The sequence below is a fragment of the Fimbriimonas ginsengisoli Gsoil 348 genome (assembly GCF_000724625.1).
In the GTDB taxonomy this organism is placed as follows: Bacteria; Armatimonadota; Fimbriimonadia; order Fimbriimonadales; family Fimbriimonadaceae; genus Fimbriimonas; species Fimbriimonas ginsengisoli.
In genome coordinates, this window is the sequence record NZ_CP007139.1 from 1,774,669 (window position 1) to 1,788,784 (window position 14,116).

Here is a 14,116-nt window from a genome sequence, read left to right on the forward strand (position 1 = left end):
AGGGAACCTTGATCCCTCCATAATGAATCTCCGTAAAGGGGTGAGATGAGCAAGCTCTTTCTGCGTTGGGTGCTTTTAGCGGTCTCGGTATATGCCGCATCTCTCGTTGCCCAAGCCCTTCACCTCGGCTTTCGGGCGGATGTCTCTTCGGTAGAAGGCGGCTTCAAGCTGTTGATCGGCGTCGCGGTGCTCTCGTTCTTGAACGCCACGCTCGGCCGGATCCTGCGGCTGCTCACGCTGCCGCTGAGCTGTATCACGCTCGGGCTCTTCTCTCTCGTCGTCAACGCAGTCGTTCTTATGATCGCCGCGTCGTTTAATCTTGGCTTTCGAATCGAAGGAAGCGGATTCAATGCCTTCATTGCCGCCTTCGTGGCAAGCATTATGATTTCGTTCATCAGCGGCGTTCTTGGAGTGTTCCTGCCAGACGACAAAGATGAGTAGCGGGGCCTGCAGATGATCAGGAGATACCGTCTCCGAAAACTGCTCGCGCCGACCGCCGGACTTCAGAAGGCGGTCGGTATGTTTGCGCTGGGATTTTTTGCCCTGCTGCTCGGTATCGGCCTCAGCTTCCGGCAGATCCTGCAACCTCTAATTCACTCCTTCTCCGTCCGAATTCACGAAGGAATGGCCAGGTTGGTGGCGGCGGATCAGGTGGATACCGCCGAGTGGCTGCTCGGGGGCGCATTCCTCGTGATGGGGTCGTACCTAACCTACCGAGGGGTCCGGTCGGCCTTTAACCACGTCTTCGACATCATCAACCCGAATCTGCCGCCCGGCAAGATGGATGTCTATTTCCGGCGGCAGCAACTTGCGAACGGCCCCCGGATCGTGAGCATGGGAGGCGGCACCGGCCTCAGCACTCTCCTCCGCGGATTCAAGCACCACTCCTCTAACATCACGGCCGTGGTGACCGTCACCGACGACGGCGGCTCATCCGGACGGTTGATCCAGGACAAGGGGATGATCCCTCCGGGCGACATCCGGAACTGCCTGGTCGCCCTATCCGACGCGGAAAAAGCGATGACCGACCTTTTCCAGCACCGCTTCCGAGGCGACAGCGGCTCGCTGAGCGGGCACGCTATCGGCAACCTGCTCATCGCCGCATTGGTCGACCAGGCGAACGGAGATTTTGAAAAAGCGGTGCAGATCGCTTCGGACGTTCTCGCAATTCGAGGCCGCGTTCTTCCCGCCACCCTGGACCATGTCCGGCTGCGAGCGGTGCTCGAAGACGGAACGGAGGTATGCGGTGAAACGAGAATCGTCGCCGCCGGCCGTCGAATCCGGCAGCTTCACCTTGATCCGGTTGGGAGCATCGCCCATCCTTCCGCCGTCGACGCGATCAAGACCGCCGATATCATCTGCATCGGGCCCGGCAGCGTCTACACCAGCATCATTCCGAACCTCCTGGTTCCCGGCATCGCCGAAGCGCTCCGCCAAGCCCGCGTTCCGAAGATCTATATCTGTAACGTCATGACGCAGAAAGGGGAAAGCGACGATTTCACGGCGAGCGAGCACGTAAAAGCGATCGTCGATAACGCCGGGCCGGGTCTGTTCGACATGGTGCTGGTCAACACCGGCATACCGAGCGAATCGGCGTTGGATAAGTACCGCGCTTCCGGCTCGCACACCGTGGAGGCGGACATCGACCGTCTCCGGCAAATGGGCCTGAAAGTCTTGCAAGGCAACTTCATGAGCGAAACCGACGTGGTCCGCCACGACCCCATGAAAGTCGTCGCCCGCGTCCTGATGCTCCTGAACTAACCGTAGCATCGGCTCCCAGCCGATGACCCGTATTCGTCATTCAGAAATTAGGTTCACATTTCCCTTGTCTAATTTCACCCGTAACCCGGGGCTTTTAGCCGCGGTTCAAGGTTCTACCGGGGATAAATCCCCCGGGCTACGGATGAACCTGGATTGTCAATCTATTTTATTGATGAACAGGTCTCCCGGCAACGGGGAACCATCATCGACCGAAATCCGCACGGCGGTGTATCGTTACGTCATGAAGGAACGGATCCATCACGGGACTCAGATCCACTTGGAGCGGGCGCGCGACCTCATCGTCGCCCGCTTAGACGAGCCCGTGAGTCTGGCCGAGGCGGCTCGAGAGGCTTGCCTATCTCCGTTCCACTTCCACCGCCTCTTCGTTCGAACGTACGGGCAAACGCCGCATGCATTCCTAACTGCCCGCCGGATCGACCAAGCCAAGCGTCTGCTCGCGGAAGGGGATTTGACGGTGACGGAGATCTGTTTTTCGCTCGGTTACGAGAGCCTCGGCACCTTCAGCACCCGCTTCCAACGCATCGTCGGCTGCTCGCCGACCCAGTACCGAATCGGCGCCGCCCGCCACTTTGCCCTTTCGTCGTTGCGACCCTACCGCTTTATTCCCACCTGCTTCACCCGGCGGCACGCTCCGGTCGTAGTATCGGCTCCCAGCCGGTAGTACATGCGAAAGGTATTCTCGTAGCGTGTCCACCGTGCGGGTCGCCGATGTTGCGCTCGATCCCCGCTCCGGCGGCGCGGAGGCGCTCTACACGTACCGAGCCGAGGGGAATCTCACCCCCGGCGACGCCGTCTTCGTCCCCCTCGGCACCCGGAGCGTGCTCGGCTTTGTCACCAGCGTCTACGACGCGACCGAACAAGATCTTGGATTTCCCTTCGCGAGCCTGAAGTCGATTCTTGGCGAGGTAGAGGGGTTGGGCTTGCCCGCCGCTCTGATCGACCTTTGCCGTTTCGTGGCGGAGGAGACACTCTGCTCGCTCCCCGTCGCCCTGTCCAGCGCCTCGCCTCCCGGCGTCCGCGACCGGCTGGTGAGCGTCTGGGCGCCGGTGGATTCGCCGACGGAGCACAAATTGACCCCGATGCAGGAGGAAGTCCTGCGGGTGGTCCAAGAGAACGACGGTTTGATCGAAGCCAAGGGAAAGAAGCTCCCCGCGGCGACTATACGCGCCCTACGGCTGCTAAGAAATAAGGGACTCGTCCGCCAGGTTCTCCGGGTCGAGCCGTACGCCGAGCGTCGAGCCAAGGTCGCCATGCTCCGGCTGACCGCCGACTCCGACCGAGTGGACGCCTTTCTCAAAAAGGAGGGGCGACGGCGACCGGCTCAAGCGCTCACGCTGATGCGCCTGCAGGAAGCGGAGAGTGCGCAACTGACCTCGCCCGAGCTGCGCGCGCTCGCCGGGGTCACGGAAACGACGATCAAAGCGCTCCTCGAAGCCGGAATGCTGGAAGCGGTTGACGAGGATTCGGCCGGGGTGGTGCGACCGCCGATCCCTAATCCGGCCCAGCAGATCGCCATCGACGCGGTGGTGGAGGCGGTCAACGCCCGCGAACCGCAGGCGTTCCTCTTGTACGGGGTGACCGGAAGCGGCAAGACCGAGGTCTACCTGCGAGCGGCGGCGGAGGCGCTTCGGCAAGGGCGACAGGTGCTTTTTCTAGTGCCGGAGATCGCGCTGGCCACCCAGGCGATCGCTCGACTTCGGGAGCGATTCGGCCGCGGGGTGGCGGTCCTTCACTCCGACCTCCCGCCCGCGGAACGGCTCAAAAACTGGTTTCGTATCCGCGACGGCCAGGCAAGTGTCGTACTGGGGGCGCGCTCGGCGCTGTTCGCGCCGCTCTCCAATCTCGGTCTGGTCGTGATGGACGAGGAGCACGAGGCAAGCTATAAGCAGGAGACCTCTCCGCGCTACCACGCGAAGGCGCTCGCCCGATATCTCTCGCAACGCCACCGCTGCCCCGTGATCCTCGGCTCCGCCACTCCCAGCGTCGAAACCTTCTTCGAAGCCGACACCTCGGAACAAGCCTCAACCTCCACCCCTCACCCCTCCTCCCTCACCCTGCTTTCCCTGCCTCATCGAGCGGCGAGTGCCCAGCTTCCGGAGGTGCTGATCGAAGACCTCACGGAGGGATACCGATTTGGAAAGCCGGCGCTGCTGTGCGACGACTTGCACCAACGCATCGAGCAGGTACTGGCGCTTGGCCAGCAAGTCATCCTCTTCCTGAACCGCCGCGCTTACGCGCCGTTCGTCATCTGCCGCGACTGTGGGCAAAGGATGGAGTGCCCGAACTGCGCGATCTCCTTGAGCTACCACCGCCACGACCGCAAATTGCGATGCCACCACTGCGGCTACGCCGCCACTCCCCCGGATACCTGCCCCAAGTGCTCGGGGCTGCGCCTCGCCCCTTTCGGGGTCGGGACCGAAAAGGTGGAGGAGGCGGTAGCGGCGCTTTTTCCCACCGCCAAGGTGGCCCGGCTCGACCGAGACATCGCGCGGCGAAAGGGGGCGCTAGAGGAGACCTTGGCATCGTTCCGCTCCGGCGAAATCGGGATCTTGGTGGGGACGCAGATGGTGGCGAAAGGTCTCGACTTTCCCAACGTCACTCTCGTCGGTGCGATCGCAGCGGACGTCTCGCTCAACATCCCCGACTTCCGCTCCTCGGAGCGCACTTTTCAGCTTCTGTCCCAGGTCGCGGGCCGCGCCGGCCGCGGCAAGGCGCACGGACAGGTAGTGATCCAGACCTTTAATCCTGAGCACCCGGCTGTCCGCACCGCCCAGGCGCACGACTTCCTTGCGTTCTACGAGGCACTGCTCGTCGAGCGGCGCGAAGCCGGCTACCCGCCGTTCCGTCGGCTGGTGAACGTCACGATCAGCGGTGAGGCGCGTTCCACCGTCTTCACCGTCGCGGAAGAGGTTCGCCGCCGCCTGCAAGACGTCACTCTCGAGCTGCTCGGTCCCGCCGATTGCGCGGTCGAGCGCCTCCAAAATCGCTGGCGCCGCCACATCCTGCTCAAACTCCCCCCCAACGCCTCCGTAGCCCCGGTCGGTGAAGCGCTGCTCGGCTACACGCCAAAGGGCGTGCAAATCGTAGTCGACGTCGACCCCTACAACCTGATGTAGCCGTGGCACTGGCTTCCAGCCAGTGGGTCCCAGGGGCATCTTGCCCCTAGCCTTCCCCACGAGCGGTACGGTCGTGGGGTTCATCGGCTGGGAGCCGATGCTACGTTCACACGACCTGGAAGGTCGTGATACACATGGGCAAGATGCCCATGCCACGAATTCACCCGCCAGGACCAGCGGCGACTTCCGGTTTCGCTTCCAAGTGGAGCTCCAATCGCATCTCGTAGGCCCGGGGCCAGGGGAGCCAGACTTTTACGTCGCGGACGCCGGTGAAGACGTACGGCTCGTTGCCAACGTAAAACCGCTGGTTCATAAAACCGTTTTGGAACAGCCGGTCGACGTGCTTCTCCACGTCTCGCTGGACGAAGTCGGTCAGGTCTGAGAAGTCGATCCCATACACCTCGTCGTGGTTGGGCGAGAGGATCATGCTATACGCCACCGGACGGGTGTACTTGTGGAACGCGTAATCGTCGACGAAGCGGTGAAGCAGGAATTCTCGTTGCGATACCTCGCGCATCAGTGGTGAAACGTTAAGCTTTTTGGCCAGGAGATATACGTTGGCCGCCGGAATCGCCGTCCCCATTGTGTTTCCCGCCGTGTTCCATCCGGCAAAGGCGAGGAGCTTCATGACTCGCGTTTGGTCGGCGAGAGTGTCGAAAAGGTCCGAGTCGGCGGTACCGTCGTTGGCGAGATTGATGTCCGCGACTGCTACCGGCATCCCTTGGTCGAGCTCTGCGGTCAGCTCCGCAAGCCAATTCTTGAACGGAGCCTCTCTTCTCTTCGGCGTGTTGACATACAGCGAATAGTCGTATTCGCCGTTTGGATCGGCCAGACGAGCGCCGCTGGCAACTAGCTGGTCCCGGAGGCTCTGCTCGATCGGCTTTGATTCATAGCTGGCGAATTTGTACTTGCCGGCGGGATCGGAATAGACCACCCTCACCCGAGGCCTCCACCCGGCTTGCTGGAGAAGCGCCCGGCTCACTAACACGCTCGCGTGCTGATCGATCCCTTCGCAGAAGTAGACGCGCGAGTCGGCGCCCGAGCGGCGAACCTCCGCTCGAAGGGCTTCCGACTCCGGAACGTGGGGGCCGTACGGCTTGGCATCGTCCTGGCCGATCACCAGATAGTCGATCTGGCGCGCCGCCGCCATCCGGACCATCTCGCGCTGGACGGAATGGTTCCTCACCCGGGTCGCCTCGTAACGTGCGATTTCTCCCGGGGGAATCTGAGGCCGTAGCGCTTCGAGCTCTGGCTTCAGACGATCAATCCGTAACCGCTGAACCCGGTCCTGCAACTCCTCGAACTGGGCCAACTTCATCCGCCAAGGGCCGGCGGCACGGGTTGCGGTCGGCGCAAGCCGCATCGTCGAACTAAAAACGTATAGCTTGGTTTTCGGCGATCGGCGGCGGATATCGGCGAGCGTTCGCAAGCGCTGAACCGCTACTTCCGCCGGTGTGTTGTTCACTCGAGAGGCGACGAGGCCCCCGTAGCAAATCATGTCGGCGCTCACGATGATGGTGTCGACGTCCGAAAGGTCCTGCGTCGCGATCCATCGAAGAATCGCATCGGGATCGCCCGGATTGGTAAAACGGCCAAGCGTCTCGTACGGCGGCATGCGCAGGTCCTGGCCCGCAATGTGCGAGATCATTTGCGCGAACTGGCCCGCCGCGGGACGGCTATCCAGTGGGACTAAGAGAATCCGTTCCGCACGCGCGGCGGCCACGCCCAGCACCATAGCGATGACCGCGAACAGCCTCATGGGATGTGAAAGGTACCTGGTAAGACCCGTCATAGAGCGAACGGCTACGGAGTCAAAGCGACCCGGAGGTCCAAATTAACTTCCAACCAATACTCGCATAGACGCCGGACGACGGTCTCGTATTCGTAGAAATCGGTCGGTTTGCGAACGTAGCTTCGCACCCCGGCGCGAATACAGCGGTCGACGTCGTCGGCAAGTGCCGACGAAGAGAACAGGACGAGCGGAATCCGCGAAAGGTTGGGCTCGTTTTGCAATTGCGCCGCGACCTCGTCTCCATTCAGCTTGGGCATCTTCATGTCCACGAGCGCGAGGTGGGGCATCTCGTCCCGATCGCGATCGACATATTCGAGAAGGCACCGTAACGCCTCTTCGCCATCCTTACACGTGATGATGTGAGCATTCGGAGCCGCCTTTCTGATAAAGCGGATCGTGATTGCCCGGTCGTCTTCGTTATCGTCGGCGACCAACACGGTTGGCGAATCGTTCGACAGCATAAAATCCTGTGGAGTGCAGTGATTTTTGACTCCGGAACCGAACTACGCATACCCGTTTGCGGGGTAAGTGACAAGAACTGGATGGGGTTATTTTTACGGGCCTAAATCCACGACTTGGTAGATAGGCCGTTTAAACGCGATACCTCGGCCGTCCCTGCTGTGTTTCCGATCGGCTATTCTCACGCCACATCATGATCGTCGTCGCCGCCCTTCTCGGACAGATCTACGCCCCCCTCGAACCCTCGCTCGACCGGTCCAAACCGGAATCCGTCGTTATTCGCCTTGGCCGCCCCGCTCTCCTCCGAGGCGTTTCGCATGGCGAATGTAAAGAGCATCTCGAGATCACCCCCGCCGAATCGCTCTATTTGGGCTACCCGCACGGTCCCAAAACCGCCGAGTTCGTCCCCCAAGGCGCTACGCGTCGTACCTTCAATGTCGACCTGACCGGTCCGCTGGACGCCCTCATCACCGCGTCCGCGGATTCTTTTTTGTGCAACGACCGCTCGGACGCGCCGCTTTCCGTCTCCTTCGGATCCGGCGGTAACCGCCTTGACAACGGCGTCTACGACCGAAAAGGAGATTGGCTCCTAACCGCCCAGGGAACCGGCGTCACCCTGACTCCCGAAGGAACCGGGCGCTACCGCCTTCGGGTCGGCTCCGGTCCGGTTAAGCTTCGGTTGCGGCCCGACTACTACCGAAACCACCTGGGCTACTTCCTGTGGGACAACACACAATCGCTGTGGAAGCAACCGGTAGCGGGCTGGTGCAGTTGGATGGCTCACCTCCAGGACGTGACCGCCGCCAACGTTCTCGATGCCGCCCGCTTCTTCTCCAAGAACCTGAAAGGGTACGGCTACTCGGTCATCCAGATCGACGACGGCTACCAACGGGTCCGGCAGTTCCCGCAAGGAAATGAGAAGGTGAAGGAACCGTTTGCCCACTACTGGACGATTCCAAACGAGAAGTTCCCCAACGGACTACAACCGCTCGCGCAAGAAATCACCCGTCTCGGGCTCACCCCCGGAATCTGGGTCGGCTACTACACGCCGCTCGGGCTAAAGAACCGCGATGGATATGTGACCGACGCCGACGGGAAGCCGCACAAAGGCCCCTGGGTCAACTACGCGATGAACCCGTTGATACCTGCCGCCCGCGAGGAGGCGTACACCGAGACGGTCCGTGAGCTTCGCGCTCAGGGATGGCGCTACTTCAAGATCGACACCCTCCGCCACGTCCTCTACGACAACTTCCGGCAGGTCCCCGGCTACTGGAAGTCCCGTAGAGAGAGCATGGAAACGGCCTACCGGACGCTCCTCGCCGAAACGAAGCGAGCCGCCGGCCCAGGCAGCTACCTGCTCGCCTGCTGGGGCACCCTCCCGGAGCTCGCCGGTATCCCCGACGGCGCCCGCATCGGCGAGGACGTGGGCCCGGACGTGGACAGCATGCGCCGTAGCGCCAAGTACATCGCTCAGTTCGGCTACTTGAACAATGTCGTGTGGCGCAACGATCCGGACTACATGTGCCTGCGAGTCCCGGTCCCCCAGGCCCAATCCTGGGCGACTCTCACCGCTTTAGCGGGCGGGCACGTGATGGTGAGCGACCCCATCAAAGAGTACGATCCGGCGCGGGTGGACGTACTGCGGCGCGTCGGCCCGCCTCTGATCGTGAAGCCGGCAAGCGTCGTCTCCCATGGCCCGGATCCCGAGTTTATGACGCTGAACGGCGCCAAAGGGGACGAGCGGTGGCTGGTCGCGGCGCGCTTCGGGTGGGGTGATCAACCCGCCCGCCGGGTAGACCTCGCCACCCTCGGGCTGGATCCGAGCCGCCGTTATCTTGCGTTCGACTTTTGGAAGGAGCGCTTCCTCGGCATCGTATCGGGCGAGGCGGCATACGATCCCCTAGAAAACGGTGGATGCCAGGTGATCTCGTTCCGGCCTCTAGCCGACCACCCGCAGGTGTTGGGCACCAACCGCCACATCGGCCAGGGAGCCTACGAGCTGGATCGAGTGCACTGGGATGGACAAGCTCTTTCCGGGCGAATGCGGCGGGGCCTAGGCCGTGTATGGAGCCTCTACTTGTATGTTCCCGCCGGATGGCGCACCGCTCTGGTCGACGGGGCCGCTGCCTCCAATCCTTCACCGCAAGTTTTGAAGCTCACGTTCCCGAGCGGCGCAAGTACCGCCGATTGGAAGGTGACGTTCATCAAATAGCAGACCGCTACTCGACGGATATGGGAAAAACCAGCTCCGTGGCCGGCTCCTGCTCCCATGGCCGCTTCTCGGACGCGACACCCCCACGTCCTGGCTCACCGGCTACAATCCGAGCGGCATGAGCAACCAGGTCACCCTCGCCCGAAACACGAACCAAGCGCTTGGCATCGGACAATTCGCCATCGACTTTCTCGCCGGTTCCTTCGGACCTGGACCGTCGGAGGCGGTGCTGGAGCGCAACCAGCTTTTTCACACCGACGCGGTGCTTTGCGGCGTCTCCGCCTTAGCGCTCCGAACGAACGCACCGACTCTGCTTCGCACCGAGGCGTTGGAGTATCCGGACCCGCACGGAGCCGCCGTCATCGGCGGGACCGCCAAAGTGAAGGCTGAGAAGGCGATCGTCGCGAACTCCTCCGCAGTACGGGAGTGGGACTCGAACGGAACGAACTTCGGCTACAACCCGGGACTTGGCCATACCGCGGGCGAGTTCGGGCACAACGATTTCTATCCGGTTGTGATCGCCGCCTGTCAGCAGCGAGGCCTGGATGGAGCGACGGCGCTTCGGGCAATGGTGTTGCTCGATGAGATCCGTGGGCGGCTCGCGGAGGTGTTCAGCCTCAAGACTTACAAGATCGACCACGTCGTGCACGGGGCGATCGCCTCCGCCGCCGTCTACGCGGCGCTACTTGGAGGAAGCGCGGAGCAGATCGAGAGCGCGATCGGCATGTTCGTGGCCCACTACATTCCTTGGCGGGCGATCCGAGCCGGCAAGCAGCTCAGCGACTCCAAGGGAGCCTCCGCCGCGATCTCGACCGAGGCGGCGGTGCTTTGCGCCAAGCGGGCGCTTGCCGGCTTCGTGGGGCCGAAGGATATCTTCCGCAATCCGGAATCAATGTTTCGCCAGTTCGTCAAGACGAGCGGCGATTCCCCCTTCGACCTAGTCCTCAGCCACTCCGGTGACGACTTCGCTGTGATGGGAATGCACTTCAAGCTCGGGCTGTACGAGCACCAGTCGGCAGGGGCGCTGCAAGGGTGCATCGATCTCCTCGCCGCAAACCCGGAGTTGGCCGAGCCCGGCCGGATTGCCCGGGTGCTGATCCGGGCGTACGAACCGGCGTTTGGCATCATCGGCGATCCCGCCAAGCGCGATCCGCACACGAGGCAGTCGGCCGACCACTCGATGGTGTACATCGTGGCCACCCTGCTGCGAAAGGCGACGGAGGCAAACGACTCGATCAAAGCGGCGGGCTCGGATGAGCTCTGGCAGACGCTGATGCTCTCGCCCTACGACTACGGCCAGGAAGCCATTCAGAATCCCGCCACGCGAGCCATCATGGCGCGAATCGAATTCGAGCACGGCGGTCCTGAGTACGATGCCCGCTATCCCGACGGCATTCCGACCTCGGTAGTGATTACCACCGACGACGGTCGGACGCTCGACAGCGGCCTGGTCATGTACCCCGGCGGGCATGCTCGGAATACGACCGCCGATCTAAAGGCGATCCTCGGTAAGAAATTCGCCATGCACGGTTCCCTCGGAGTTCCGGACGGAGGTGACGTGCACGCGCTGATTGAGCGCCTCGGAAGCCTGGGGACGATGTCGGCCGACCAGATCGCGGCGATTTATGATTTCGAGGTGGCTTCTCGACCTGGGTACGAGTAGGCGCGAGGATACGTCACGCAAAGGCGCGGAGACGCAAAGGGGGAGGCGATGAGGTCCCTCCCCTGAGCGACGCCAGCTACTTCTTTAGCCACTTATCGAGCCAAGCCACCCATCGTGCCCATTGGTCCAAGATTGTCTCTTGGGCGATTTGGCCATGGTCTTCGTACGGATACATGTACAGAGCGGCCGGCTTCCCATTCGCCTGTAAAGCGGCGAACATTCGCTCGGAATTGATCGGCGTCGTACCCACGTTCTGGTCCTCCAGCCCGTGGTACATCAGCAGCGCGCCCGTGATCTGGTCGACGTACAGGATCGGCGACATGCTGAGGTACATCTCCCGTCCCTCCCATAGCTGGCGCGACTCGGTCTGAAACCCGAATGGCGTCAGGGAGCGGTTGTAGTTCCCGTCGCCGGCGATTCCGGCTTTGAAGAACGGAGTTCCGACCATCGCGTTCGCGGTCGAGAATGCGCCGTACGAGTGGCCGCCGATCGCGAGGCGTTGGCGATCGATAAACCCGCGTCGATCGAGCTCGTCGATGATCGCCGAGAGGTCGTTGCGCAGGTCACTAACGTAGGTGTCGTTCTTCCGTTCGTTCGGGCCGATGATGGGAGAATCCGGCTCGACGAGCGCATAACCCAGGCGGATGAGCGCCGTTTTGTTCGCCGGGCTCATACCGTTGAACAGATTCTTGTTGAACGTCTTGCGTCCGCGGTCATAAGCGTCTTGCCCGGTGAATTCCGACGGGTAGAACCAGAAGAAGGCCGGAAGCCGGGTTCCTTCTTTGTAATCTTTGGGGACGGTCACCTTCGCCCAGAACTTGATGCCGTCGGCGCGGGTGATGGACACCCACTCTCGCCGCGCCTGGGTCAGGTCCGGTGAGTAGTCTTGGTTGTCGGTAATTTTTCGCTCGCTCTTGTTGCCTAACGACACCAAGTAGCTGTTCGGGACCATCGAGGGGGACTGACGCGTGACGACCAACGTGTCGACCGCGTCGTCCAGGGCGGTGGCCGATTCGTAGACGTTCGCTTGGCTTTCGAAAATCCTCGTTCTCTTTCCGTCGACGAGCGACATCCGGTCGATGAACGGTCGCGGCGCTTGCTGCATCGGGTCCTTGGCGTACGTCGTGCCCGCAACGAAAACCGAAGTTCCATCGGGTGAGACCCGAACCGCAGTGCCGGCCCTGGCAGGCTTGGTAAGGAGGTTGACCGCCTCGTCGTCCGGCTTCGCTTCGACCAACGCCACCGGCCGATCGGCCGTGAGGGGACGGACCAGCGAGAGCCGGTTCTTGCCGTCGATCGTTTGGCGAAGGAAGAGCAGGCTTGCGTCCGACGAGTACTGGGCGGAGGCGATCCGGTCGCTGCTCGACCAGACGACTTGCGTGTCGTTCGGACCAAATGGCGGCCGCCACAGCATCACTTGATCCCGCGGCTTCTTGGACGCATCCTTCGGATCGGACGATTCGAGCTGCAGATAGGCGAGTCCTCGCCCGTCGGGACGCCACGCCACCGCCCGGCGGTCGGTCGGCTTTGGACGTTCGTCCTCGCTTGTCAATAGGCCGCGTTTTCGAAGCTCGACCTTCTGCTCCCCCTTGTCGTCCCAAAGCACCTCGCGTTGCGGGAAGCTGTTGAGGGGATAGAGGTAGCTGAAGGGCCGCTCCATCAGTGTGACCCGGAAGTATTTCCCGTCCGGACTCGGGTCGACGGCGGTGATCATCGCGGGCTTCCCCACGCTCTGGGACTTCCCGGTCGTAACGTCGACGAGGGCAAGCTGGCCAGTGGTGTAGTAGTCCAAAAGGTTTGCGTCGGTCGGATTGCCCAGCAGGCTCGCATAGGTGCGAAGCTGAGCTTTCTTCGGATCGCTGACGGCTACTCGCGGCGAGGTGGCGATGCCGGGAAGGAGAGGCGCCGGGATATTGGGGGCGAGCACGAGGGCGAGCCGGTGGCCATCCACCCAGTCGATGCCGGTCGACGCGGTCGCCAGGAGAGGCTCCGCGGTTACCCGATGGGCGGCTTTGTCGCCCAGGCGGAAAACCCAAGCTTCGGTGCGGTTCGGAAAGAGGGCCAGAAAGGCGACTTCCCTACTGTCGGGGGACCAGCTAGGATCGGTGACGCGGGCGCCCTCAGGTGCGGGGATGTCCTGCGCGGTTCCTCCCGCAATAGCGACGACCTTCAGTCCTTTAGCGTTGCGGGTCGTCATCGATCGAGCGCGCTTGGCCCCGGTATCGATGTCGAGCCCGGCAAGATTGAGATGCGGCTTTCCGAGGGAAGCGAGGGGCGGAAGTCCATCCCGCTCGAGCACCACATAGTAAGCGCCGTCAGGCGAGTAGTTTCCGGGGGTCACGTTCCGCCACCAGGGCGCAAGCACTGCCTCCTTGATCGCGTCCGGCGGAAGTATGTAACCCTCCTGCGCCAGTGGATCCACCTTAGCCGGGGCTTGGGAAAGGGCGATAAGCTGAAGGCCGAGCAAACTCCAAACGAGGACGGTACGCATGCTTGAGGTTGAGTCTAGCGGAGACCGGCTTTTTGTGTCACGCCAAGGACTTCTTTGCGTCTTCGCGCCTTTGCGTGACATGTCCCCTCCCTTGCGAAGCGTTTACAAGCGACCAAACTAGATCATGCTTACCGAAAATACCATTGCAAGAGAGATCGTCGATGCCTGCTACCAGATTCACGTCGAGACGGGTCCTGGCTTGCTTGAGTCTGCCTATGAAGAAATCCTTTGCTGGGAGCTAGCCCAACCTGGCTTGTCCTTCGTTAGACAGCTCCGCTTCCAGTCATCTACCGAGGCAACAAGCTCGAGGCCGGATTTCGCGCCGATCTGATCGTGGAGAACCGCGTCGTAATAGAAATCAAGTCCGTCGAGGATCTGGCACCCGTTCACTATAAACAGGTTCTTACCTACCTTCGCTTGGGTGGATACCGACTCGGACTCCTGGTCAACTTCGGTGAAAATCTGATCAAGAATGGTATTCACCGAATCGCTAATGGAATGCCCTAGATTTGCCGGGGATATGTCACGCAAAGGCGCTAAGTCGCAAAGGGGAATGCGCAGAGGGCGCCGATTTGCTCGGGCATTTCTTTGCGTCTTCGCG

Annotated in this window: 9 protein-coding genes and 1 pseudogene; 7 read left to right on the top strand and 3 right to left on the bottom strand. The window is 61.9% G+C overall.

The window, feature by feature from the left end; translation table 11 throughout:
• The first annotated feature begins 45 nt into the window (after window positions 1-45).
• The 4 genes from OP10G_RS08120 to priA all read left to right on the top strand — a co-directional run bounded on the left by OP10G_RS08120 (window position 46) and on the right by priA (window position 4,898).
• Window positions 46-441: a phage holin family protein gene (locus OP10G_RS08120; protein ID WP_025226390.1), complete on the top strand. Its 396-nt coding sequence runs from the start codon at window positions 46-48 to the stop codon at window positions 439-441.
• A gap of 12 nt (window positions 442-453) precedes the next feature.
• Window positions 454-1,761 carry a gluconeogenesis factor YvcK family protein gene (locus tag OP10G_RS08125; RefSeq protein WP_025226389.1) on the top strand — a complete coding sequence of 436 codons (1,308 nt, stop codon included), beginning with the start codon at window positions 454-456 and terminating at the stop codon, window positions 1,759-1,761.
• Window positions 1,762-2,002: 241 nt separating this feature from the next.
• Window positions 2,003-2,443, top strand: coding sequence for a helix-turn-helix transcriptional regulator (locus OP10G_RS08130; RefSeq protein WP_038474721.1), 441 nt, complete (start codon window positions 2,003-2,005; stop codon window positions 2,441-2,443).
• A 25-nt stretch (window positions 2,444-2,468) separates the two neighbouring features.
• Entirely contained in the window at window positions 2,469-4,898 is a 2,430-nt protein-coding gene (gene priA, locus OP10G_RS08135; RefSeq protein ID WP_025226387.1) for a replication restart helicase PriA, read from the top strand.
• Between the two features lie 160 nt (window positions 4,899-5,058).
• On the opposite strand, the gene OP10G_RS08140 is transcribed toward priA, so the two are convergent.
• Both OP10G_RS08140 and OP10G_RS08145 read right to left on the bottom strand, forming a co-directional pair.
• Window positions 5,059-6,657, bottom strand: coding sequence for a DUF4127 family protein (locus tag OP10G_RS08140; protein WP_025226386.1), 1,599 nt, complete (start codon window positions 6,655-6,657; stop codon window positions 5,059-5,061).
• Window positions 6,658-6,701: 44 nt separating this feature from the next.
• A complete protein-coding gene (locus tag OP10G_RS08145) occupies window positions 6,702-7,151 on the bottom strand; it encodes a response regulator (RefSeq protein ID WP_025226385.1) in 450 nt (149 codons plus the stop codon).
• A 191-nt stretch (window positions 7,152-7,342) separates the two neighbouring features.
• Between OP10G_RS08145 and OP10G_RS08150 the strand changes: the two genes are divergently transcribed.
• Both OP10G_RS08150 and OP10G_RS08155 read left to right on the top strand, forming a co-directional pair.
• Complete coding sequence (locus OP10G_RS08150) at window positions 7,343-9,361, top strand: alpha-amylase family protein (protein ID WP_025226384.1); 2,019 nt, start codon at window positions 7,343-7,345, stop codon at window positions 9,359-9,361.
• A 118-nt stretch (window positions 9,362-9,479) separates the two neighbouring features.
• Complete coding sequence (locus OP10G_RS08155) at window positions 9,480-11,024, top strand: MmgE/PrpD family protein (protein WP_025226383.1); 1,545 nt, start codon at window positions 9,480-9,482, stop codon at window positions 11,022-11,024.
• A gap of 76 nt (window positions 11,025-11,100) precedes the next feature.
• Here OP10G_RS08155 and OP10G_RS08160 read toward each other — a convergent pair whose 3' ends face one another.
• Window positions 11,101-13,515: a S9 family peptidase gene (locus OP10G_RS08160; protein ID WP_025226382.1), complete on the bottom strand. Its 2,415-nt coding sequence runs from the start codon at window positions 13,513-13,515 to the stop codon at window positions 11,101-11,103.
• Between the two features lie 124 nt (window positions 13,516-13,639).
• On the opposite strand from OP10G_RS08160, the pseudogene OP10G_RS27835 reads away from it, so the two are divergent.
• Window positions 13,640-14,022, top strand: a pseudogene (locus tag OP10G_RS27835) (GxxExxY protein).
• Window positions 14,023-14,116: the final 94 nt, after the last annotated feature.

Coding starts and splice junctions, on each gene's coding strand:
- OP10G_RS08130 (WP_038474721.1), top strand. CDS start 2,003: ATGAAGGAACGGATCCATCACGGGACTCAGATCCACTTGGAGCGGGCG.
- OP10G_RS08160 (WP_025226382.1), bottom strand. CDS start 13,515: ATGCGTACCGTCCTCGTTTGGAGTTTGCTCGGCCTTCAGCTTATCGCC.
- OP10G_RS08155 (WP_025226383.1), top strand. CDS start 9,480: ATGAGCAACCAGGTCACCCTCGCCCGAAACACGAACCAAGCGCTTGGC.
- OP10G_RS08125 (WP_025226389.1), top strand. CDS start 454: ATGATCAGGAGATACCGTCTCCGAAAACTGCTCGCGCCGACCGCCGGA.
- OP10G_RS08145 (WP_025226385.1), bottom strand. CDS start 7,151: ATGCTGTCGAACGATTCGCCAACCGTGTTGGTCGCCGACGATAACGAA.
- OP10G_RS08120 (WP_025226390.1), top strand. CDS start 46: ATGAGCAAGCTCTTTCTGCGTTGGGTGCTTTTAGCGGTCTCGGTATAT.
- OP10G_RS08150 (WP_025226384.1), top strand. CDS start 7,343: ATGATCGTCGTCGCCGCCCTTCTCGGACAGATCTACGCCCCCCTCGAA.
- OP10G_RS08140 (WP_025226386.1), bottom strand. CDS start 6,657: ATGAGGCTGTTCGCGGTCATCGCTATGGTGCTGGGCGTGGCCGCCGCG.